The organism is Actinoplanes sp. NBRC 103695 (assembly GCF_030269485.1).
In the GTDB taxonomy this organism is placed as follows: domain Bacteria; phylum Actinomycetota; class Actinomycetes; order Mycobacteriales; family Micromonosporaceae; genus Actinoplanes.
The window spans coordinates 24,403-44,858 of sequence record NZ_BSTL01000045.1; the positions used below are offsets into that span (position 1 = coordinate 24,403).

20 protein-coding genes are annotated in these 20,456 nt (G+C 70.9%); 10 read left to right on the top strand and 10 right to left on the bottom strand.

Annotated elements, in window-relative coordinates:
- Positions 1–116: 116 nt before the first annotated feature.
- Both QSK31_RS44350 and QSK31_RS44355 read right to left on the bottom strand, forming a co-directional pair.
- On the bottom strand, positions 117–830 hold the full coding sequence (locus QSK31_RS44350) for an ABC transporter permease (protein WP_285691071.1): 714 nt from the start codon (positions 828–830) through the stop codon (positions 117–119).
- A complete protein-coding gene (locus QSK31_RS44355; RefSeq protein WP_285691072.1) occupies positions 827–1,741 on the bottom strand; it encodes an ABC transporter ATP-binding protein in 915 nt (304 codons plus the stop codon). The genes QSK31_RS44350 and QSK31_RS44355 overlap by 4 nt, the downstream gene beginning before the upstream one ends.
- A 108-nt stretch (positions 1,742–1,849) precedes the next feature.
- On the opposite strand from QSK31_RS44355, the gene QSK31_RS44360 reads away from it, so the two are divergent.
- Positions 1,850–3,031 (top strand): sensor histidine kinase, encoded by a 1,182-nt coding sequence (locus tag QSK31_RS44360; protein WP_285691074.1) that lies wholly within the window; start codon positions 1,850–1,852, stop codon positions 3,029–3,031.
- Positions 3,028–3,618 (top strand): response regulator transcription factor, encoded by a 591-nt coding sequence (locus QSK31_RS44365; RefSeq protein ID WP_285691076.1) that lies wholly within the window; start codon positions 3,028–3,030, stop codon positions 3,616–3,618. The genes QSK31_RS44360 and QSK31_RS44365 overlap by 4 nt, the downstream gene beginning before the upstream one ends.
- Here the strand turns inward: QSK31_RS44365 and QSK31_RS44370 are convergent.
- The 5 genes from QSK31_RS44370 to QSK31_RS44390 all read right to left on the bottom strand — a co-directional run bounded on the left by QSK31_RS44370 (position 3,615) and on the right by QSK31_RS44390 (position 8,856).
- Positions 3,615–4,856: an adenylosuccinate synthetase gene (locus QSK31_RS44370; RefSeq protein WP_285691078.1), complete on the bottom strand. Its 1,242-nt coding sequence runs from the start codon at positions 4,854–4,856 to the stop codon at positions 3,615–3,617. The genes QSK31_RS44365 and QSK31_RS44370 overlap by 4 nt on opposite strands.
- Positions 4,853–5,782 carry a hypothetical protein gene (locus QSK31_RS44375; RefSeq protein ID WP_285691079.1) on the bottom strand — a complete coding sequence of 310 codons (930 nt, stop codon included), beginning with the start codon at positions 5,780–5,782 and terminating at the stop codon, positions 4,853–4,855. The genes QSK31_RS44370 and QSK31_RS44375 overlap by 4 nt, the downstream gene beginning before the upstream one ends.
- Before the next feature lie 180 nt (positions 5,783–5,962).
- Complete coding sequence (locus QSK31_RS44380; RefSeq protein WP_285691080.1) at positions 5,963–7,042, bottom strand: molecular chaperone DnaJ; 1,080 nt, start codon at positions 7,040–7,042, stop codon at positions 5,963–5,965.
- Positions 7,039–7,791, bottom strand: coding sequence for an NUDIX hydrolase (locus QSK31_RS44385; protein WP_285691081.1), 753 nt, complete (start codon positions 7,789–7,791; stop codon positions 7,039–7,041). The genes QSK31_RS44380 and QSK31_RS44385 overlap by 4 nt, the downstream gene beginning before the upstream one ends.
- Before the next feature lie 774 nt (positions 7,792–8,565).
- Complete coding sequence (locus QSK31_RS44390; protein ID WP_285691082.1) at positions 8,566–8,856, bottom strand: DUF1540 domain-containing protein; 291 nt, start codon at positions 8,854–8,856, stop codon at positions 8,566–8,568.
- Positions 8,857–9,024: 168 nt separating this feature from the next.
- On the opposite strand from QSK31_RS44390, the gene QSK31_RS44395 reads away from it, so the two are divergent.
- Both QSK31_RS44395 and QSK31_RS44400 read left to right on the top strand, forming a co-directional pair.
- The gene (locus QSK31_RS44395; protein WP_285691084.1) at positions 9,025–10,104 is read left to right on the top strand and encodes a glycosyl hydrolase; all 1,080 of its coding nucleotides are present in this window, start codon (positions 9,025–9,027) and stop codon (positions 10,102–10,104) included.
- A 137-nt stretch (positions 10,105–10,241) separates the two neighbouring features.
- Entirely contained in the window at positions 10,242–12,029 is a 1,788-nt protein-coding gene (locus QSK31_RS44400; protein ID WP_285691085.1) for a beta strand repeat-containing protein, read from the top strand.
- Positions 12,030–12,111: 82 nt separating this feature from the next.
- On the opposite strand, the gene QSK31_RS44405 is transcribed toward QSK31_RS44400, so the two are convergent.
- Positions 12,112–12,759 carry a hypothetical protein gene (locus tag QSK31_RS44405; RefSeq protein ID WP_285691086.1) on the bottom strand — a complete coding sequence of 216 codons (648 nt, stop codon included), beginning with the start codon at positions 12,757–12,759 and terminating at the stop codon, positions 12,112–12,114.
- 166 nt (positions 12,760–12,925) lie between these two features.
- Between QSK31_RS44405 and QSK31_RS44410 the strand changes: the two genes are divergently transcribed.
- Genes QSK31_RS44410 through QSK31_RS44430 form a run of 5 tightly spaced genes read left to right on the top strand, consistent with a single transcriptional unit; the run spans position 12,926 to position 17,859 of the window.
- Positions 12,926–14,773 carry a S8 family peptidase gene (locus tag QSK31_RS44410; protein WP_285691087.1) on the top strand — a complete coding sequence of 616 codons (1,848 nt, stop codon included), beginning with the start codon at positions 12,926–12,928 and terminating at the stop codon, positions 14,771–14,773.
- Positions 14,774–14,793: 20 nt separating this feature from the next.
- On the top strand, positions 14,794–15,735 hold the full coding sequence (locus tag QSK31_RS44415; RefSeq protein ID WP_285691089.1) for an aldo/keto reductase: 942 nt from the start codon (positions 14,794–14,796) through the stop codon (positions 15,733–15,735).
- The gene (locus QSK31_RS44420; RefSeq protein ID WP_285691091.1) at positions 15,729–16,574 is read left to right on the top strand and encodes a patatin-like phospholipase family protein; all 846 of its coding nucleotides are present in this window, start codon (positions 15,729–15,731) and stop codon (positions 16,572–16,574) included. The genes QSK31_RS44415 and QSK31_RS44420 overlap by 7 nt, the downstream gene beginning before the upstream one ends.
- A gap of 20 nt (positions 16,575–16,594) precedes the next feature.
- Entirely contained in the window at positions 16,595–17,194 is a 600-nt protein-coding gene (locus QSK31_RS44425; RefSeq protein WP_285691092.1) for a sulfite oxidase-like oxidoreductase, read from the top strand.
- Positions 17,164–17,859 carry a ferredoxin reductase gene (locus QSK31_RS44430; protein WP_285691093.1) on the top strand — a complete coding sequence of 232 codons (696 nt, stop codon included), beginning with the start codon at positions 17,164–17,166 and terminating at the stop codon, positions 17,857–17,859. The genes QSK31_RS44425 and QSK31_RS44430 overlap by 31 nt, the downstream gene beginning before the upstream one ends.
- Here QSK31_RS44430 and QSK31_RS44435 read toward each other — a convergent pair.
- Both QSK31_RS44435 and QSK31_RS44440 read right to left on the bottom strand, forming a co-directional pair.
- Positions 17,837–18,931 (bottom strand): flavin-containing monooxygenase, encoded by a 1,095-nt coding sequence (locus QSK31_RS44435; protein WP_285691094.1) that lies wholly within the window; start codon positions 18,929–18,931, stop codon positions 17,837–17,839. The two genes, QSK31_RS44430 and QSK31_RS44435, sit on opposite strands and share 23 nt — an antisense overlap.
- A gap of 3 nt (positions 18,932–18,934) precedes the next feature.
- Positions 18,935–19,327 carry a hypothetical protein gene (locus QSK31_RS44440; RefSeq protein ID WP_285691095.1) on the bottom strand — a complete coding sequence of 131 codons (393 nt, stop codon included), beginning with the start codon at positions 19,325–19,327 and terminating at the stop codon, positions 18,935–18,937.
- Positions 19,328–19,474: 147 nt separating this feature from the next.
- On the opposite strand from QSK31_RS44440, the gene QSK31_RS44445 reads away from it, so the two are divergent.
- On the top strand, positions 19,475–20,269 hold the full coding sequence (locus tag QSK31_RS44445) for an SGNH/GDSL hydrolase family protein (RefSeq protein WP_285691097.1): 795 nt from the start codon (positions 19,475–19,477) through the stop codon (positions 20,267–20,269).
- Positions 20,270–20,456 lie beyond the last annotated feature (187 nt).

Genomic DNA, 20,456 nt, shown 5'->3' on the forward strand with positions numbered 1-20,456 from the left:
TCGTCGCCGGCCGGGCTCGCGTGAACGGGCACGGCCGGCGCTCGCGGCGCCCAGGTGCACGTCGAGCGGACCCGGACCTTCTGTATCGATGACGCGGACTTCTGCATCGATGGCGCTCAGCCGGTGCGCGGATCCCATCGGAAGTAGCGCCACGCCAGCAGCCCGGCCACGCCGGCGATGGTCACCATCACCGCGACGTCACGCCAGCCGTCGAACCACGCACCGCCTGGATGCCATGCCAGCCGGACCAGCTCGGTCACCGCACCGCCCGGCAGCAGGAACGCCCACTGCCCGCCCTGCAGCACCCAGAGCCCCCCGCCGCACAGCGTCAGGAACACCGGCACCGTGGTCAGCTGAGCCAGCTCCGGCGCGGGAGTCACCACAGACGTGACCACCGCCAGGACCGAGGCGCACGCCGTGCCCAGGCCGACCGCGGCCACGAGGGGCCACCACCGTCCGGGCGGATCGACGCCGGCGACCAGGGTCACCGCGATCAGCAGAACGGTCTGGACGATCCCGAGGAGCACCAGCGGAGCCAGCAACCCCGCCCAGGCGCCGACCGGAGTCAGCGCACTCTCGCGCAACCTCTTGAGCACTCGCTCCTGCCTGCGCGCGGCCAGCATGGTCACCGCCTGCAGGTAAGGCGTGCACCCGAGAAGCAGCAGCACCTGCATGGCCACGGCATCCGCGTTGAGCCCCATCGACGAGTCGCGCGCCAGCAGCATCCAGCCGACGCCCGCACCGACCGGCAGCAGCACCGCGTTGGCGAGCGCGAGCGGGCTGCGCCACAGCAGCGCGAACTCAGCCCGCGCGAGAACCGGCCAGATCATCGCCCCTCCTCCCCCGCCGCCCATTGCCCGCCCAGCCCTGCCCCACCTGGTCCTGCACCGCGGAATCCCGCACCACCCGGCCCTGCCCCGCCCGGCCCTGCCCCACCGCGTCCCGGACTGCCCTTCGACGCCGCGTCCTGCACCGCCTGGTCTCTCACCGCCCGGTCCTGCCCCGCCTGCTCGCGTACCGCCACGTGCTGCGCCGCCTGCTCGCGCACCGCCGCCTGCTCGCGTACCGCCGCGTGCTGCCCAGCCGTCACCGCGCGGAATGCCGCCGCCGCGTCCCCGCTGCCCGAACGCGCGACCCGGCCCTCGTGCAGCACGACGAAACGATCCGCGTACTGCGAGGCCTCCTCCAGGTAATGCGTGGTCACGAGCACGGTGGCGCCGGCCGTCACACGGTGCCGGAGCACCTCCCACGCGCTGTCCCGTGACTCCGGGTCCAGGCCCGCGGTCGGCTCGTCGAGCACCAGCAGGGGAGGATCGCCGGACAGCGCGATCGCGAGGTCGAGGCGACGGCGCTCGCCGCCGGAGAGGTGCCGCACCTTGACCCTGGCGCGCCCGGCCAGGCCCACCTCAGCGAGCGTCCCCGAGGCCGCCCGCCCGTTGAGCCCGGTCCACAACCGGAGTGTCTCGGCGCTGGTCAATCCGGGTGTGAAACCCGAGTCCTGCGGCACCATGCCGATCAGTGGCGCGAGGGCGCGCCGCTCACGGCACGGATCGCGGCCCAGCACCCGGACTGTGCCGGCGGCCGGGCTGAGCAGGCCGCGAATGAGGTCGACGAGGGTGGTCTTGCCGGCCCCGTTGGTGCCGAGCAGAGCGACGATCTCGCCGGCACGGACGGTCAGGTCGACACCGGTCAACGCCTGGTGGCCGGCATAGGCGAAGTGGGTCCCGCTGCACTGAATCATGGGTGAAGCGTGGCCGCGTCCGATGCCCGCGGGTAGTGACATCGTGTCATCGAAGCTGATGACATTTGTCAGTACCGGACCGGATCCGCCGAGCGGCATGATGGCCCCATGACCCGCTCGTTGCGCTATCTGCGGCACTTCACCGCAGGCTCGCTGCTCTTCTCCGCGCTGCTCGTGGTGGCCTTGTCTCCCACGCCGGCCGCGGTGGCGGCGTGCGCCGTGGCGGGTGTTCTCTATGTGCGAGCGCTCTACGCTCGGCCCGGCTCCTGGGTGCTCCGGCTGATGCCGGTGGGCGCGGTCGCCGCGGTGATCGTCACCGCACAGGACCCGCGGAGCATCTGGCCGACAGCCGCCGTGCCGGCCGTGGTCACGACGGGAGCCATGATCTGCACGCGGTGGCCGCGCCTGCCCATCGCCGGCATCGGGCTGGCCGTCACGGGCGTGACCGTGGTGCTGGCGACGCGAGACTGGCCGGCGGCGCTGATCGCGACCGGCGCGACGTTCATCTGCGTCTCCGCTCTCATGGCGCAGTTCTGGGTGTGGGAGGTCGCGGTCCAGGTGGATCGTGATCGGGTCCGCGGAGCGGTGGACGCGGTCGACCGGGAGCGCCAGCGGTTCGCGGCCGACCTGCATGACATCCAGGGGCACAACCTTCAGGCGATCGTTCTGAAGAGCGAGCTGGCCGCCCGGCTGGTCGCGGTCGATCCGGGGCGAGCGGCGGCCGAGATGAGCGCGGTGGAGGAGCTGGCGCGTAGGACTCTCGCCGAAACCCGCAGCGTGGCGCACGGCTACCGCGAGGTGTCGTTCGAGACGGAGCTGGCCAACGCGGTCGGATTGCTGAAGGCGGGCGGTGTTCGCTGCCACACGGATCTCGTCGCCTACGACGACGTGCGACCCGAGGTTCGGCGCTTGCTCGCGCTGCTCGTGCGCGAGGCGACGACGAACGTGCTCCGGCACAGTGACGCCGACAAGGCCGACATCACGCTCGCGGCCACCGCCGACGAGGTGCGGCTCACGGTTCGCAACAACAACCCACTCGCCCGCTTGCACGGCGACGGTCAAGGGCTCACCGGCCTGGCGGAGCGATTCACCGCAGCGGGCGGCAGGCTGCGCTGGGCGTCGAGCACCGACTGCTTCGAAGTCGAGGCGGCGCTGCCGCGGACACCCGGGGAAGACGATGGCACCGGCCACACCGGCCACCTCGAGATCGGCCGCCACGAGAGCGCGGCAAACAGCCAGACAGTGACCCCGCACCGGGACCGGGCCGAGCGAGGGACGGCGGCTCCATGATCCGCTTGCTCCTTGCCGACGACGAGGTGCTGATCCGCGGCGCCATGGCGGCGCTGCTCGATCTCGAGGCGGACATCTGCGTGGTCGGCGAGGCTGCCGATGGGGAGACGGCCGTGGCGCTGGCCGGGCGGGTGCGGCCCGACGTCGCCGTGTTGGATCTCGAGATGCCGCCCGGTGACGGCATTGCGGCGGCCGAGCAGCTGACCATCCCCGTCGTGCTGGTCACGCGACACGCGCGGCCCGGTGTTCTGCGGCGGGCGCTCGGGGCCGGCGTGCGTGGCTTCGTTCCGAAGACCACGCCGGCGAGTGCGCTCGCCGAGATCATCCGCCAGGTTCACGGCGGGCGGCGCTATGTGGATCAGGACTTTGCGGCCTATGCGCTCAGTGAGCAGCCGTGCCCGCTGTCGCCACGGGAGAGGGACGTCCTGCGCGCCACGCGGCAGGGTAAGCCGATCAAGGAGATCGCCGCCGCCACCCACCTGGCTCCGGGGACTGTGCGGAACTATCTGTCCACCGCGATCGCCAAGCTTGCTGTCAACGATCGCCATGCCGCGGCCCGGGCGGCGTGGGAGCAGGGGTGGATCTAACGATGGGAGGGAACGCTCTTCGGGGCCGCGGTCAGCAGCGAGGCGTGCACCTTCTTGTGGCCGGTGGCGGGGCCGTGAGACTCGAGCAGCACCGGAGCACCGAGCGCCGCGCCGATCTCGGCCGGCCAGTCCGCCGGGCGGTGCAGGTCGCCGGGGCAGGCCTCGGACAGCAGGGCCGTCAGGGCCGACTGGTGAGACAGATCCTTGAACTCGCCGGGAGCGATGCGGTCCCAGCGGGCGCCCTCGATCTCGTAGGACGTGCACATCTGGAGCGCCGGACTTGCCACGTCCAGGTGAGTGACGGCCAAGCCGTCGACGCCGCCGCACACCTCCACCGCATAACGGTGGGCGACCGCGTCGAAGTGGCCCACCCGGAACGTCCCCTGCCACTCTCCTACGCCGTTGTGAGCCTCCGGCAGATCGAGGGGCGCCTCCGTGACGAACGGCCCGGCACCGTGCCGGGTCGTGTAGGTCCGCACCACGCCGAGCCGCAGAAAGTCGTCGCACAGCGCGGCCACGTTGCCGAACGTCGTCGTGGACCACGTGGTGTAGGGATGCCATCCCCGCCACTCGTCGAGCAGCACGCCCTGGGCGCCCTCGAAGATGCACGGACCTTCGCGGAGCAGAGTCGCGACATGGTTCCAGTCCACAATCGACACCGCCCGTCCGAAGGCCAGGAAAGCCTCCACCACGGCGGGAAGGGGCGGCGCGGGAAGCGGGCCGTATTCCTCGGTCAGGACGGATCGGACCTGCGCCAGCCGGGCACGCAGCCGGGCGGGCGAGCGGACGTCACCGACACGTGGGGCGGACGGGTGCTTGAGGGCGTACGCCATGGTCTGTCCCACACCCATGCCGCAGGAACCGTGGCGGCCCGCACCGCGCCGCTGCTCACGCACCTGGTTGGCGGCGCGATGCCACGGAGTGGCGAGCAGTGCGTCCTCGTCGACGGTGAGCAGGTGGTACGGGTTGCCCAGGGCGGATGCCTCGGCGGACAGCGCCAGCGGGTCGACCACCATGAAACGGGTGAGGTGCGTGGGCACGCCTTGCAACGTGCCCGAGCCGAACTGGGCGAAGGTGTGATGCCGGCCGGACGCGGTGATCACGTTGTGCGCGGCCTGCGCTCCCCCGTTGAAGCGCAGGACCGCGCGGCGGGGAGCGGTGGCGCACAGCGCGTCCACCACCGACCCCTTGCCGGCGTCGCCATAGCCGAGATCGACGACCGCGATGTGCCTGGTCACAGCCGGATGTTCCCGGCCGACGTGGGCAGCTGCCGCCGCAGCGGTGCCAGCGCCTTGCCGACCGTGGTGGCGGCCGTCGAGCCGTACTCCGTCAGATCCGCCAATCCGGCATCCAGATCGATGGTGTCCTCGCCCATGCCGACCGTGAGCGCGATCGTCTCGCACACCGCGTCCAGGTCGTCGAGCTCGATCACGTTCTGCCCGAGCAGCCCGCGCCATCGCGTGAGCACCTCGGCGTCACCGCCCCAACCTGCCGCCGTGGGCAGGAGGTAGTAGACGTGGAAGGTGCGCTGCAGTTCGGCCAGCATCGCCTCGGTGCGGATCGGCTCCGTCAGCTTGTCGCCGATCCGGGCCCGGACTTCGTTCGGCTTCACCGCCGGGTACGGCATCTCGTCGCCGATCAGGAAGAGGTAGCCGCGACGGCCGCGGTTCAGCATGGAGTCCAGCGACGTGTGCCGGGCCATGAAGTACATCGCCAGCTCGTAGGACTCCATCTTCTGTCCGCCGCCACCGCCCTCGAGGACGATGCGCGCGAGATCGTCGTCCATGCGGTTGTCCGATTCGAACTGGCCGACCTGCAAAGGCACCCGGTCGCACGTCGCGTCGCCGACCGCGCCGAACATGATGTGCGGATCGGTGGCGTAACCCTTGCGGGTCAGCAGGCCGAGCAGCTGCGGCAACTTCGTCTGCAGTACGCGCGGCACGCCGCCCATCGAGCCGGTCACGTCGAACAGCACGGCGATCGGCGTGCTCGACGGGTGCTCGTGGCTGTCCCGGCTCTCCCGGTGGGTGACACCCTTCGGGTCGAGTGCGGCGTGCGCCTCCCGGGCACCGCCGTCGCTGTAGGCGAAAGCGCTCGCCCCGGTCGCCGCACGATAGTTCTTCGCGGCGTCGTACACATCGGTGGACCAGCGTCCACTGCCCATGATCGTGCCTCCTTCTCAGACGTGGATTGCTCAGACGTGGGTTACTCAGACGTGGGTTACTCAGACGTGGGTTACTCAGACGTGGGTTACTCAGACGTGGGTTACTCAGACGTGGGTTACTCAGACGTGGGTTACTCAGACGTGGATTGCTCAGACGTGGATTGCTCAGACGTGGATTGCTCAGACGGTGAATGGCCGGAACTTCCGCGGGCCGAAGCAGGCGAAGAGCACCTCGTCCAGCTCGGCCAGCAACGCCCAGGCGTCCTGAGGACGCATGCGGGGCGCGTCATAGAGGCAGCCGTCCAGAAATCGGGCGATCGGCGCGGGCGGGCGCCGGATCAGCCGTCGCATCAGGACAGTCGCCAGGTAGATGTCGGTCGCCGGGGTCGCCGGCTGCTTCGCCAGTGCCTCCGGCGGATAGTCGGCGCGGTGCTGGGCGACCAGCGCGGTCAGCGGCGTGCCGGTCGCCACCGAGTAACACCAGTCGACCAGCACCACACCGTGCTCCTCGGGATGAATCAGCACGTGCGCCGGCAGCACGGCGCCATGCACCACGCCAACCCGGTGCGCCCAGCCGAGCCCGGTCAGCAGCCGCCGCCACATCCACGCCGCGTCACGCGCGTCGATGCCGTCCGGGCGTCGCCGCAGCACCTCGGCGAGCGTCACGAAGCCGTGCAGTCGCTCGAGCACATTCACCCGCTTGCGGCCGTCCCGCGTCGACTCGATCAGACGCGGCGCGTAGGGCCGGTACTGGCGATCACCCTCCGTCCACAGTGTTCGCAGCGCGACGGCCTCGGCGGTCATCAGGTCGTTGTCGCCGGGCAGCCGCGGCACCTTACGCAGCGCCCGGCCGCCGTCGTGCGGCACCAGATCGGCAATGTCGCCGCTCAGCCCGTCGTGCATGTCGGCGTGGTCACCGCTCGGCCCACCCGGCTTGTCGGCGTGGTCACCACTCGGTCTGAACGCCGCCCACAGCGCCGACAACTTCGCGAAGGCCTCGGTCGCCCGCGCGCTCTCCGTCGCGGGTGCGGCGTCCGGGTGCACGATCTTCGAGAGCTTTCGGTACGCCTCGACGGGCTCCCCCACCGCAGCGGCCGAGTCCCCACCGCCGACGAAGATGGACGCCGGTTCGGAGCGCGGTCCGGCCGGATCAGCGAAGCCTCCCGCGGAGTCAGCCGACGCCGGGGCGGTGCGTGGTCCGGCCAGGTCGGCGAAGCTTCGGGCGGAGTTGATCGCGGCGACCGCCTCCTCGAATGTCATCGCACGTCCTCCTCCCTCGTGGGGCGCAGCAGAGCCGGGTGGAGCAGGCGGGCGTCGCCTGCGCGGTACAGGCGGGCCTTCGGGCCGCCGCGCTCGCCACCCCGGGCTGCGGTCGCTCCGGTGCTCTCCACGAAGCCGGGCACCGACAAGACCTTGCGGTGGAAGTTGCCGGCGTGCAGGTCTTCGCCCCATACGGCGGCGTAGACCGCGCGTAGCTCGCTGATCGTGAACTCGGCGCTGAGGAAGGCGGTGGCCAACGGGGTGTATTCGAGCTTCGACCGGGCCCGGTCGAGGCCGTCTGCCAGCACGGCCGTGTGGTCGAAAGCGAGTTCACCGATCTCGTCGACGGGCACCCAGAACGCGCTGGATGCGTCGCCGCCGGCACGGGGGTCGGGCAAGCTGGGCGCGAACGCCAGGTAGGCCACCGACACGACGCGCATTCGTGGGTCGCGACCCGGGTCGCCGTAGGTTCGCAACTGCTCGAGGTGCACCTGGTCGAGAGCGTCCTCGCCGGGGCGCAGAGCTGTTTCTTCGGCGAGTTCCCGCAGCGCCGCGGAGTCCAGCGTCTCCGCCTCACGGACGAAGCCGCCGGGTAGCGCGCGCCAACCGGCATACGGTGACTCGCCGCGCTCGACGAGCAGGGCGCACAGCCGTCCGTCCCGAATCGTCAGCGCGACGACATCCACCGTCACTGCTACCGGCGCGTAAGCGTGCGGGTCATACGTCGCCAGGAACTCTTCGTCCGTCACCGCGTGTCCTCAGTTGTTCTCAGTTCGAGTAATTCTTTATCTGAGAACAACCTAGCTCGCTAAGTCGCGATGGTCAACCGGACCGGCGGCGAAGCAAGGAAGGCGCAGGTCAAGCGATGCTGGCGGGACGCACGGCGCGGCAGAGCGGGCAGGCGAGGCGGCGAGGCGGCGAGGCGGCGAGGCGGCGAGCGGCGAGCGGAAGCAAACGAGGAGTGGGGCAAGCAGCGAACGGCGGGGCAGGGACAGCGGGCAGGGCAGGCGGGGCAGGGACAGCGGGCAGGGCAGGCGGGGCAGGGACAGCGGGCAGGGCAGGCGGGGCAGGAACAGCGGGCAGGGCAGGCGGGGCAGGAACAGCGGGCAGGGCAGGCGGGGCAGGAACAGCGGGCAGGGCAGGCGGGGCAGGAACAGCGGGCAGGGCAGGCGGGGCAGGGCGAGAAGGCGAGCGGGGAAAGCGGGGCAAGCGGCGAGCGCAGAGGGCGGCCGAGCCGAAGGGGGCCGGGAAGCGGTTGGCGGCGAGGGCGGAAGGGATGAGACCGGGGCGACAGGTGGACCGGCGGGCGGGCGGGTCGGCGGCCCGAAGCGACGCAACGGTGATCTCGGGCTGGGACCTGCGGATGAGAATGCCTCGGCCGGAGCGGTGGATCTTGCGGGGGCCGGCGGTGCTTCAGGGCGCCTCGTCAGTCGCGGAGTGGTGCGAACCGACGGCCACCAAGAATGGGGAAATAAATGAGGCCCGCCTTCTTCAGGGAAGGCGGGCCTAATGTTCATTTAGCCTTACCTGGCCTCATAGGTCAGGCAGTCGGCCCGGTCGGTGGCGCTTCCAACGGTGATGGCCGGGGCCTGGCACTCGAGGTTGCTGTTGTACTTGCACTCGGAGCGTTTGCAGGCACCAACCTGGGCCGTGAGCTGGCCGATCCCGCCCTGCAGGTCGGAGTCGACGTAGGTGTCACATTCCGAGTTGCGGCGGCCGATGGTGATCGCGAAAGCGGTGCATCCGTCGTGGTTGTAGCCGCAGCCGCTGACCGTGCACTGCGACACCCGCGGCATTTCCATCATCTGCGTCATGGCGTGGCCTCCTCGTTTTCCATGCGTCCGCCAGCCACGATAATGCAACCGGCCGCATTTCGCGGGACACGCTTGTTGTCTTTTTACCGCGATTCGACATCCGAGGTTAGGCTGCAATTACCCATTCTTAGGTAAGCCTATTCTGACGAAAACTGGGAGGATCCGCGCATGCCACGCGTCCGGCTTGCCGCCGCCCTGGTGGTGCTCCTCGCCGCCGGCGGCTGCACCACGACCGCCGACGAACCGGCGCAGGTCCCGGCGACGGCTTCGAGCGACAGCGTCCGGTCCGCTTCGCCGGCCGGCTCGCGGTCGGCAGCACGGTTGCTTGCTCTGCCGCGTACCCCAGGAATGTGGCCCGGACCGAACGGCCTGTCCGGAGTCAACGGCGATCCGACCTTGGACACCGCGAACGTCGAAGCGTTCTGTGCGGCTCGGGGGCGGCCCTGCGCGGTAGCGCAGACCTACACCGACCGCAGCACCTACCAGACCATGACCAGTGGCACCGGGTGGACCTTCGAGTTCTTCGACGACTTCCCGGGCGCCCTGGTCGTCTCGCAGGGGCTGGTGCCGACCGGCGGCGAGGCCGAGCTGCCGAGATGTGCGGCCGGCCAGTACGACGTGCAGTGGCGCGACTTCGGGAACCTGATGGTGCGGCATGGCCGCGGCGACTCGATCGTGCGGCTCGGCTGGGAGATGCAGGAGCGCACGATGCCGTGGCGGGCGACGGACACGCAGGCGTACATCGGGTGCTACCGCCGGGCCGCGGACGCGATCCGGGCCGCCAACCCGGACGTCGTCCTCGACTGGTCGATCAACGCGCACAGTTCCCCGGACGGCCTGTGCGGCGGGGTGAGCACGAACTGCTATCCAGGCGACGACTACGTCGACATCGTCGGCATCGACAACTACGACCACTTCCCGTGGAGCCCCACGAAGCAGAAGTTCGACCAGACGGCGGCCAAGGCCGAAGGGCTGTCGTGGCTGTACGCGTTCGCCCGGGCGCACGGCAAACCGTTCTCGGTGGGCGAGTGGGGCGTGGTGCCCACGGGTGACGCGAAGAAGGAGAACCCGGAGTACATCCGATGGATGCACGAGTGGTTCGCGGCGCATGCGGAGCATCTGGCGTACGAGGCGTACTTCTCCGACTGCGGCGAGGGTGGGGTACAGAGCAGTCTGTTCCGGGATGCGGCGGAATGCACCAGGAACCCGGCGTCCGCGGCGGTGTACAGATCGCTCTGGAAAGACTGACCCATCGAACTTGCTCATTACGGGCAAATGCCTGTGAAATTCACATTACGCTCCGTGCGAGAGGGCCCGGCTGCGTCGACATGCGCGGGCCACACACCCAGCCCAGACGGTTCTTAGAGACCGTAGGAGGACCTCGCATGCGCACGTCCCATCTCAGTGCCCGGGCCCGGCTCATTCGAGCCGGGCTCGCGACTGCGGCGGCCACCGCCCTGGTCGTCGCGGGTACGGCAGCGCCGGCCTTCGCAGCCGACGTCGTAGTAACCGTTTCACCCACAGCGGGCCCGGTCGGCGGCGGCAACACCGTCACCGTCTCAGGCACCGGAGTCTTCACCGGTATCACCACGCCCGGCGGCAAGCTGGTCGCCAACACGGGCCAGTGCCCGGCCACGAACACCGCGACCAGCGTTACCGCTCCGAACGTCACGATCACCAAGGCGTCCGGCGGCGGCGCCGACAACGGCGGCACGTTCGTGGTGCCGGCGACCCTGGCGAACGGCGTGTACCGGGTCTGCCTCTACAACGCCACCGGAACGACGGGGCAGATCGCCGGGCACACGGCCGACAACGCGCCCTACACGATCGCCCCGGTCGCCCTGACCCTGACTCCGGCGACCGGCGGGGTCGGCGGTGGCTCGATCACCGCGGCGGCGAGCCTGGCCTACACGACCCCCGCCACGACACTCGGCGCCCTCGTGACCACGGCGACCTGCCCGACCGCCTACAACACGGCGTCTCCCGCGGTGGCGGCCACGGCGGTCAAGACCGTCGGCGTGAACGCGAACCAGAACACCACCGTGACCATCCCGTCCGGTCTGGTCACGAACACGACCTACAAGGTGTGTGTCTACAACGGCAACGCGGGCACGAGCGCCCTCATCGGTAGCGCGACCAGCTACCAGGTGCTGCCGACACTCACCCTGAGCCCGACGGTCGGCCCGACCGCCGGCACCAACACGATCACGGCGTCGGCGAGCACCAGCGTCTTCGCCGGCTCCCCGACGCCCGGCGTCCTGGTCGTCAAGGACCCGCTGACCTGCCCCGCGACCTACGTCCCGACCACGGGCATCGTGGCCGCCACCGGCGTGCAGAAGGTCTCGAACACCAAGATCCTGTTCACGGTGCCCGCCAGCACCACACTGGACTCGGGTGCCTCGACCACTCCTTACACGATCTGTGTCTACGCGAGCACGTCCGCCGGCGCGCTCATCACCACCACCGCGGCCTACACCGTCGCTCCGGTGCTGGCCGTCACGAGCATCACGCCGGCCGGTGGCCCCGCGCAGGGCGGCAGCCCGGTGACCATCGCCGGCAGCGGCTTCCCGACGGACCCGGACGCGACCGTCACCGTCTCGCTCGGTGGCAGCCCGCTTGACGACGTCCAGGTCGTCTCCGGGTCGTCGATCACCGGTGTCACCACAGCGCACGCCGCGGGCAACGCCACGGTGAGCGTGACGACCGCGGCCGGCACCAAGAGCGCCGCGTCGCCGTTCGTCTACTCGTACGGCGTCACCATCTCGCCGAAGACCGCCCCGACGAACACCACGACCTATGTGGACATCCTCGGCGTCGGCTTCTCGTCCCTGACCTTCGGCACCGGCAACCCGACAACCGGCCCGACCGGCTCCCGGGTGTTCCTGGTCAAGGACGTCTACAACGGGGCCGCGGACTCCGTGGACACCGCGGAGTGGGATTTCGCGCCGGTTCAGGAGTGCACCGGCATCTTCCCGATCAGCGACAACGAGATCATCTGCCAGCTGGACCTGGGCGGCACGCTCGACACCGACGGAACGGCCCTCGGGACGGACGTGTCGAACGGCACGTACCAGATCACGGTCGTGAAGAACTCGCTGCCGGGTGCGACCATCGCGGCCGGTGACGTGTCGATCATCTCCAGCGGTTCGACCTTCACGGTCGCCCCGTACTGATCCGGCGGAACAAGAACGAACAGAGCATGAAGCGGGGCCCGGAGCGTCAGCTCCGGGCCCCGTCGCCCGTCCGTGAGAGAGATCAGCGAAGAGCCGACCACACCCTGTTCAGCTCGGCGACGCTGCGCGCGGCGGACGGCTTGCCCTTCGGGTCGATCGCGATCGTGTAGACGCTCTTCGCCGCGCTGATCCGCCAGCAGATCAGCAGCGTGTCCCGCTTCTTCGGGGGCACTCCCTCCGCCAGAGTGATGCTCTGCGTGCACGCCGCCGCGCCGACCTTCTCGCCCTTCTGCCCCTGCACCCAGGCCAGCTCACGCTTGCCGGTCAGGTCCTGTGGCGCCGACACCACCTGCAGCGTTCCCGCCGGCACGGGCACCTTCTTCACGGTCACGTCGGCCTCGTTGACCTTCATGCTGGTCACCGGCCGCTGGGCCTGCTGGGCCGCTTCGGCCGCCGCCCCCCGTACCGCATCGATCTGCTGTTTCTTGGTCTTTGTCCCCGTGGTAGTCGCAGTTGAAGCAGACGTGGTTGCCTTCTTCCGCGGCGCAGGGGCGTCGGCCGGCTCGGCGGAGGCCGAGGACGGCGACGAGGTGGGCACGTCGGCGGGGACAACGAAAGCCGCCCGGGGTTTGTCGTCGGACAGCTGATCCGTGATCGCGTAGGCGCCGGCGCCCAGCGCGGCCAGTCCCACGACTCCGACGATCACCTGCTTGCGGCGTGCGTGCGTCATCAACTTCATCCTTTGCGGGTCTCGACTGGGTCGCCCCGCTCCGGGCTGGGCGGCCCCGAACCCCCATGGTCGCAAGAATCAGGACATAGCGGACCAGAACCGGAAGAGACCTTCAGTCCGGCGGCACCCGGCCGATCGATTGCCTCGTCGCCAAGGGAGGATCTTCATGGGCCGGAATCTGAGCCGCTACGCATTCGGAACGCTGGGCGCGACGGCACTCGCCGCGGTGGTCACCCCGTTCCTCACGACCGCCGCACCCATCTCCGCGTTCCCGGCGGCCACGCCGGGCTCCAGCGCATCAGCCGTCCCGGAGCCGAGCGCCCCGGCGGTGGAGAACCCGGCGGTGGAGAACCGGAGGATCGACGCCGACCACCCGATCACGATCACGAAGACCACGATCGACCCGTCCGGCCGCCCGGTCTTCACCTCGGAGACCGTCACCAGCCGCGCCGCCGTCGCGAACGCGCAGCGCACCCCGGGCGTGGTCTCGGTCGACGTGGAGCAGCCGGTCAAGGCCCTGGACGCGCCGACCGGCACCGATGCCTACCGCTCCCAGCAGTGGTCGCTGCCCAAGATGCGGGCGACCGACGCGTGGGCCACCTCCACCGGCGCCGGGGTGACCGTCGCCGTGCTGGACACCGGCGTCGCGGCGAGCCACCCGGACCTGGCCGGACAGGTGCTGACCGGCTACAACGCCTTCAACCGGACGACCGGCGTCAGCTCCGACGTGCACGGGCACGGCACGCACGTGGCCGGCACGATCGCGGCGGCGACCGGCAACACCATCGGCGTGGCGGGCGTGGCCCCGGACGTGAAGATCCTGCCGGTCAAGGTGCTCGGCGACGACGGTTTGGGCACCTCGACGAGCGTCGCCGAGGGCATCGCGTGGGCGGCCGACCACGGCGCCCAGGTGATCAGCATGTCGCTGGGCGGCGGCTACGCGGCGTCCTACGACCAGGCCGTCGCGTACGCCCGGTCCAAGAACGCCGTGGTCGTCGCGGCCGCCGGCAACTCGCGCCAGCAGGGCAGCCCGATCAGCTACCCGGGCGCCTCGCCGGGCGCCATCGCGGTGGCCGCCACGGACAGCAACGACGTGGTGGCGTCCTTCTCGAACGCCGGCGGCTACGTCGACCTCGCCGCGCCGGGCGTGAACATCCTCAGCACGGTGCCGGACGGCTCGTACGCCTCCATGAGCGGCACCTCGATGGCCACCCCGCACGTCGCCGCCCTGGCCGCGCTGCTGCGCGCCAAGAGCCCGTCGCTCACGCCGGACCAGGTCGAGCAGGCGATGGAGTCCAGCGCCGAGGACCTCGGCGCCGCGGGCAAGGACAACGACTACGGGTACGGCCGGGTCGACGCCGTGGCGGCCCTCGCCACCGTCACCGGCGGAACGCCGGCTCCCAGCCCGACGCCCACCCCGACCCCGACGCCCACCCCGAGCCCGACGCCGACGCCCACCCCGACGCCGACGCCGACGCTGCCGACGCCCGCCATCGCCTCGAACGCCGAGTCCGCGACCGTGGCCTACGGGACGGCACTGAAGACGACGTTCACCGTGACCAAGGCGGACGGCAAGCCGTGGGCGAAGCTCGCCGCCCAGCTGTGCACCGCCGACGGTGACGCCGACACGTTCAAGTGCAAGAAGGTCACCACCTCGGCGAACGGCACGGTCCAGTACAACCGCACGGCGACCACCTCGCAGCGGTTCAAGCTGACCGTCGCCGCCACCAAGACCAACGCGTCCGCCGAGTCCGCCACCTACGAGATCACCGTCCGGTCGGCCGTGACCCTCGCGCAGAGCAGGAAGAACCTGACCGTGACCCTGGCCGGCGCGGCCAAGCAGACCCTCGAGCTGCAGCGGTCGGTCGACGGGCAGACCTGGACGACCGACCGCACGTTCAAGGCGTCCGCGAAGTCGACGCAGGCCAAGGTGACCCCGGGCTTCAGCTACCGGGTGGTCGTGCCGGACGTCGCGGCGGTGCTCGGGTCGACCAGCAATACCGTCCAGATGTAGTCGGCCGTACCGTGTTGACCATGATGGGACAGCGCCTGCTGGGCGCCACCGGGATCGAGGTCAGCGCGGTCGGCCTGGGCGCATGGCAGCTGGGACGGTCGGCGGAGTGGCCGGCCGGTCCCGACCCGGAGGAGGCGGTCCGCATCGCGCGGGCCGCCCTCGACCTCGGGGTCACGTTCATCGACACGGCGCCGGTCTACGCCGGTGGGCAGAGCGAGTTGAACGTCGGCGCGGCCCTCGCCGGTGTCCCCCGCGACGACTACGTGCTGTGCACGAAGGTGGGCCGCCGGCCGGACGGCAGCACGGACTGGTCGCCGGAGGCGATCGAGGGCTCGGTCCGGGGCAGCGCCGAGCGGCTCGGTGTCGAGCACCTCGACGTGGTGGTCCTGCACAGCCCGCCGCCGGAGGTTCTCGCGAGCCCCGCCTGCTTCGAGGCCCTGCGCGACCTCCAGATCAAAGGCCTGATCCGCGCGTACGGAGCCTCCGTCGATCAGGGACACGAGGTCGACACCGCGCTCGCCCGGGACGCCGGAGCGCTGGAGGTGCGGCTGTCGGCGCTCTACCAGGAGCCGCTGGCCGCGCTGGCACGGGCGGGTGAGCGGGGCGCCGGCGCGATCATCAAGGTCCCGCTGGAGTCCGGCTGGCTGTCCGGGGCGTACGACGCCGAGACCCGCTTCACCGACGTGCGGGCACGCTGGTCCCCGGCGGACGTGGCGTTGCGGGCGGCTCTGGTGGGCGAGTTCCACGCGCTGCTGCCGGACGGCGTGGGCGTGGCCGAGGGCGCGCTGCGCTTCCTGCTGGCCCTCGACCCGGTGAGCACGGTCATCCCGGGCACCCGCTCGCTGGCCCACCTGCAGGCGAGCGTCGCGGCCGCCGCCGCGGGACCGCTCGATCGGGATACTGTGGACGCCGTCCTCGGCTGGTACTCGGAACGACTCGGCGAACGGGCACTGACATGGTGAACGATGACCGGCGCGCGGTCGTGCTGGGCGGTGGCGGCGTCACCGGCGTGGCGTGGGAGATCGGGCTGATCCACGGGCTCGCCGAGCAGGGCGTGGACCTCTCCGCGGCGGACCTGTTCGTCGGCACGTCGGCCGGATCGGTGGTGGCCGCCCAGATCACCGCCGGTGCCGCGCTCGACCAGCTGTACGCCCGCGAGCTCGCGGACACCACCGGCGACCGCAACGCGGCGATCGGCGCCGGCGTCAAGATGCGCTTCGCGATCTCGGCGGTGCTGCCCGGCGACCCGGCACGCGGGCGGGCCTGGCTGGGCCGGGCGGCGCTGCGGGCGCGGACCGTTCCCGAGTCCGAGCGGCGTGCGGCGATCGCGACCCGGGTGACCGGCGACGACTGGCCGGCCACCCGGCTGCGGATCCCGGCGGTGGCCGCGGAGACCGGCCAGGTGGTGGTCTTCGACAACGACAGCGGCGTCTCGCTGATCGACGCGGTCGCGGCCAGTTGCGCGGTGCCGCTGGTCTGGCCGCCGATGACCGTCAACGGCGCCCGCTACGTCGACGGCGGGGTCCGGTCCATAGCCAATGTGGACCTGGCGACCGGGTACGGCCGGGTGGTCGTGCTGGCCCCGGCGACCCTGTCGCTGCGGCGCGAGACCCGCCCGGGCGAACAGACGGCGGCGCTCGGCCCGGGCGTACGCAAAATCTGTGTCGAACCCGGCGCAACCGCCCTGAAAGCGATCGGAAGCAACCCCCTCAGCCCAGAACGGCGCGCGGCGGCCGCCGAGGCCGGTCGCGCGCAGTCCGCCGGGGTGATCGACGACATCCGAGCCGTCTGGGGCGGGTAGGACGTCGTAGTCTCCACACCATGAGCATCATCTCGACCGGCTTCGGCGGGAGGCGGCGGTCGTCGCGGCCCGAGCTGCCGCCGGGCCAGTACCTCACCCACGACTTCCCGGTGCTCTCCGCCGGGCCGACGCCGCGCATCCCCCTGGACCGGTGGCGCTTCACCGTGACCACCGAGGTCGGCGGCAAGAAGCAATGGACCTGGGCGGAGTTCACCCAGCTGCCCGCCGAGGACGTGACCGTCGACATCCACTGCGTCACCAAGTGGTCCAAGCTCGGCACCACCTGGCGCGGTGTCTCGCTGGACACTCTCCTCGAGGACGTGGAGACCGCCGCGGACTACACCATGATCCACGGGTACGGCGGCTACACCACGAACGTGCCGATGGAGGACCTGACCGACGGCCAGGCGTGGATCGCCTACCAGTACGACGGCGAGCCGCTGGCGCCCGAGCACGGCGGGCCGGCACGTCTGCTCATCCCGCACCTGTACTTCTGGAAGTCGGCGAAGTGGGTCAACGGCATCGAGATGCTGAACGACGACGAGCCGGGCTTCTGGGAGGAGGCCGGCTACCACATGTACGGAGACCCGTGGCGCGAGCAGCGGTACCAGGGCGACTGACCTGGCGGGTGGCCACCGTCACCGAGGTCCGGGACGAGACGGCCACCGCCAGGACCCTCGTGCTCGACGTCCCGGACTGGCCCGGCCACCTGCCCGGCCAGCACATCGACGTGCGGCTGACCGCGCCGGACGGCTACCAGGCGCAGCGCAGCTACTCGATGGCGTCGGCGGGAGCGCCCCTCGAGCTGACCGTGCAGCGCGTCGACGACGGCGAGGTGTCCGAATACCTCACGTCCGGCGTCGCGGCCGGCGACAAGCTGGAGCTGCGCGGCCCGGTCGGCGGCTGGTTCGTCTGGCGTCCCACGTCGACGGCGCCGGTGCTGCTGGTGGCGGGCGGTTCCGGGATCGTGCCGCTGATGGCGATGATCCGGGCCCGGCAACGGCAGCCCTTCCGCCTGATCTATTCGGTGCGTACGCCCGCCGACGTCCTCTACGCGTCCGAGCTGGCCCGCGGGCAGCCCGGTCTGGACGTGCACTTCGTCTACACCCGGGTGCCGCCGGCCAGGCGGATCAGCGTGGCGACGATCAACACGCACGGCTGGCCGGCCGACTTCGAACCGGAGTGCTTCGTCTGCGGCCCGACCGGTTTCGTCGAGGCGGCCGCCGACATGCTGGTGGCACTCGGCCACGACCCGCGCAGGGTCAAGACCGAGCGATTCGGCTAGCAATGGTGCGGGCCTCGATGCCGACCTGGCGCAGCATCCCGCCCAGGTTGACGTCGTAGCCCATGAAGTACAGGCCCTGTAGTGCCGGCTCGCCACCGTGGACCACCGGTATGCCGGACTCGTCGAACAGCGACGGCTCGTCGAACAAGTCGCGCAGTCCCGTCCCGTACCCGGTGGCGGCGATCACGGCGTCGGGGCGCACGCTCGTACCGTCCGCCAGCTCGACCGCCGACTCCGTGAATCCCCGCACCGCGGCGACCGGGCGCACCCGGCCGGCCCGCACGTCCCGGACGATCCCGACGTCCTGCAGGGGCACGTAGCGTTCGGTGCGCAGGCGGGTCTTCAGCCCCTTGACCGGGCGCGGGATGCCGGACGCCGAGAGGTCCTTCGCCAGCAGCGCGGACACCGGGTTGACGACGCTCTCCGGCAGCCCGCCCATCAGCAGGCCGCTCAGCTGCGCGGGCCAGCCCGCGGTCGTGCGGTCGACGATGTGCGGCGGCGTCCGGATCGCGAGGCGCACCGACGCCGCACCGCCCTCGGCCAGGTCGCTGGCGATCTCGGCGCCGCTGTTGCCGATGCCGACCACCAGGACGTCCTTGCCACGGAACGGCTCCGCGTTCCGGTACTCCGCCGAGTGCGTCAGCGAGCCCGTCCAGCTCTCCCGGCCGGGCCAGGCGGGAATCAGCGGCGTGTGCAGGTACCCGATCGCGACGACCAGCGTCCCGGTCGTCCGCCCGACGCCGTGCAGCTGCCATCCGCCGTCGACCCGCGTGACCTTCCCGGCGGCCGCCCCGGTGCGCACGTCAAGATCAAATTTCTGGGCGTACGCCTCCAGATAGCGCACCAGATCGTCGCGCCGGACCCACCGGCCGTACTCGCGCGGGATCGGCATCCCGGGCAGTCCCGACAGCCGTCGCGTGGTGTGCAGGCGCAACCGGTCGTAGCGCCCGCGCCAGCTCGCGCCCACGCCCGCGCCACGCTCGAGGACGACGCTGTCCACGCCGCGCGCCTTGAGCTCCGCCGCCACGGCCAGCCCGGCGGCGCCCGCCCCGAGCACAGTCACGTTGTTCACGAGCTAGAAGTTACGGAGGGTTCCTCGCAACCGCTCGCCCAGGGTCGGCCGGGCCGCCGGCGGGGTGCCGCGCCCCGGTCCCGGCGTGGGAGTGGAAGGACGGGAGCGGCCGATCGGCTGGTCGTAGTCGGCGGCCGCGATCGCCTCGGTGATCTGCTCGTCGCTGAAGTTCTCCGAACCGGGGATCGACGGGACGAACCCGACGAGGACGCCGTTGCGCATCACCTGCGCCTCGAGCCCCGCGGTGCCGTCGTTGTCCCAGACCGCCTCGCGGCCGTCCGGCAGCACGACCCGGAGCCCGTACTGCGTGATGCCGGCGTGCGGCAGCTTGACGTGCGCGAAGACGTTGCGGGCCCGCAGCACGGTGACGATGCGCTCAGCCTGTGCCTGTTCCATGCCGCCGAAGGTAGCGCCGCACGCTGGAGAAAACCTGAGACATCGACGCATGTTACTACGAGGTAACAATAAAAACACCATGTTTCTTTTGTCACACCCTTGACTTACCGTCGGGTAACCCTCCTCCCTTTTGAAGTGGAGCGACAGATGAGACGCACCACCGTCCTGGGAACTCTCGTCATCTCAGCCCTGCTCACGCTCGGCATCGCCACCCCGGCGGCAGCCGCCGCCGGCACCGTCGACTACGTCGCGATGGGCGACTCGTACTCGTCCGGGGTCGGTGCCGCCGGCCAGTCCGGGCTCTGCCTGCGCAGCCCCAACGGCTACCCCGGCCTGTGGGCCGCGGCCAACGACCCCCGCTCGTACCGATCCGTCGCCTGCGGCGGCGCCACCACCGACACCCTCCGGGCCACCCAGCTGATCGGGCTGAGCCGCGGAACCGACCTGGTCACCGTCACCATCGGCGGCAACGACGCGGGCTTCGCGCCCACCGTGATCAGCTGCACCCTGGTCAGCGACGCCGCCTGCCAGGCCGTCGTCGACGACGCGGCGGTCGTGGTCCGCGAGGAACTGCCGGCCAAACTGGACGCCACGTACCGGGCCATCAAGCGGCACGCGCCGAACGCCCGGGTGTTCGTGCTCGGCTACCCGATCCTCTTCGACGTCAACGCGCCGACCTGCGGCTTCGCCGGGATGAGCATCCCCAAGCGCCGGGCCGTCAACGCGGCGAACGAGGAACTCAACACCCTGATCGAGGAACGGTCACGCGCGGCGGGCCTGACCTACGTCGACGTCACCGACGAATTCGCCGGCCACGGCATCTGCGCGGCGGCCAACTGGATCCACCCGCTGGTGCTCGTCCCACCGACCAACTCGTTCCACCCGACCGGCAGCGGCTACCGCTACGGCTACCTGGCGGCGCTGTCCTCAGCCCTGAACTGAACCCGTTCCCCGGCGCCGCGAAGGCCTCTCGTCCCAAGGCCTTCGCGGCGCCGCTTTGCTCTGCTTACACATACGCACCACGCTCTGCCTCGCATACGCACCACGCTCTGCCTCGCATACGCACCGGGCGTCGCTGAGCCGGCACTTTGCTCTGCTTACCTCTCCGGGTGCCGGGCGGGTGACCACC

Excerpts from the sequence above, each read along its gene's own strand:
- QSK31_RS44350 (WP_285691071.1), bottom strand. The coding sequence starts at position 830 with ATGATCTGGCCGGTTCTCGCGCGGGCTGAGTTCGCGCTGCTGTGGCGC.
- QSK31_RS44355 (WP_285691072.1), bottom strand. The coding sequence starts at position 1,741 with ATGATTCAGTGCAGCGGGACCCACTTCGCCTATGCCGGCCACCAGGCG.
- QSK31_RS44360 (WP_285691074.1), top strand. The coding sequence starts at position 1,850 with ATGACCCGCTCGTTGCGCTATCTGCGGCACTTCACCGCAGGCTCGCTG.
- QSK31_RS44365 (WP_285691076.1), top strand. The coding sequence starts at position 3,028 with ATGATCCGCTTGCTCCTTGCCGACGACGAGGTGCTGATCCGCGGCGCC.
- QSK31_RS44375 (WP_285691079.1), bottom strand. The coding sequence starts at position 5,782 with ATGGGCAGTGGACGCTGGTCCACCGATGTGTACGACGCCGCGAAGAAC.
- QSK31_RS44380 (WP_285691080.1), bottom strand. The coding sequence starts at position 7,042 with ATGACATTCGAGGAGGCGGTCGCCGCGATCAACTCCGCCCGAAGCTTC.
- QSK31_RS44390 (WP_285691082.1), bottom strand. The coding sequence starts at position 8,856 with ATGACGCAGATGATGGAAATGCCGCGGGTGTCGCAGTGCACGGTCAGC.
- QSK31_RS44395 (WP_285691084.1), top strand. The coding sequence starts at position 9,025 with ATGCCACGCGTCCGGCTTGCCGCCGCCCTGGTGGTGCTCCTCGCCGCC.
- QSK31_RS44400 (WP_285691085.1), top strand. The coding sequence starts at position 10,242 with ATGCGCACGTCCCATCTCAGTGCCCGGGCCCGGCTCATTCGAGCCGGG.
- QSK31_RS44405 (WP_285691086.1), bottom strand. The coding sequence starts at position 12,759 with ATGACGCACGCACGCCGCAAGCAGGTGATCGTCGGAGTCGTGGGACTG.
- QSK31_RS44410 (WP_285691087.1), top strand. The coding sequence starts at position 12,926 with ATGGGCCGGAATCTGAGCCGCTACGCATTCGGAACGCTGGGCGCGACG.
- QSK31_RS44415 (WP_285691089.1), top strand. The coding sequence starts at position 14,794 with ATGATGGGACAGCGCCTGCTGGGCGCCACCGGGATCGAGGTCAGCGCG.
- QSK31_RS44420 (WP_285691091.1), top strand. The coding sequence starts at position 15,729 with ATGGTGAACGATGACCGGCGCGCGGTCGTGCTGGGCGGTGGCGGCGTC.
- QSK31_RS44425 (WP_285691092.1), top strand. The coding sequence starts at position 16,595 with ATGAGCATCATCTCGACCGGCTTCGGCGGGAGGCGGCGGTCGTCGCGG.
- QSK31_RS44440 (WP_285691095.1), bottom strand. The coding sequence starts at position 19,327 with ATGGAACAGGCACAGGCTGAGCGCATCGTCACCGTGCTGCGGGCCCGC.
- QSK31_RS44445 (WP_285691097.1), top strand. The coding sequence starts at position 19,475 with ATGAGACGCACCACCGTCCTGGGAACTCTCGTCATCTCAGCCCTGCTC.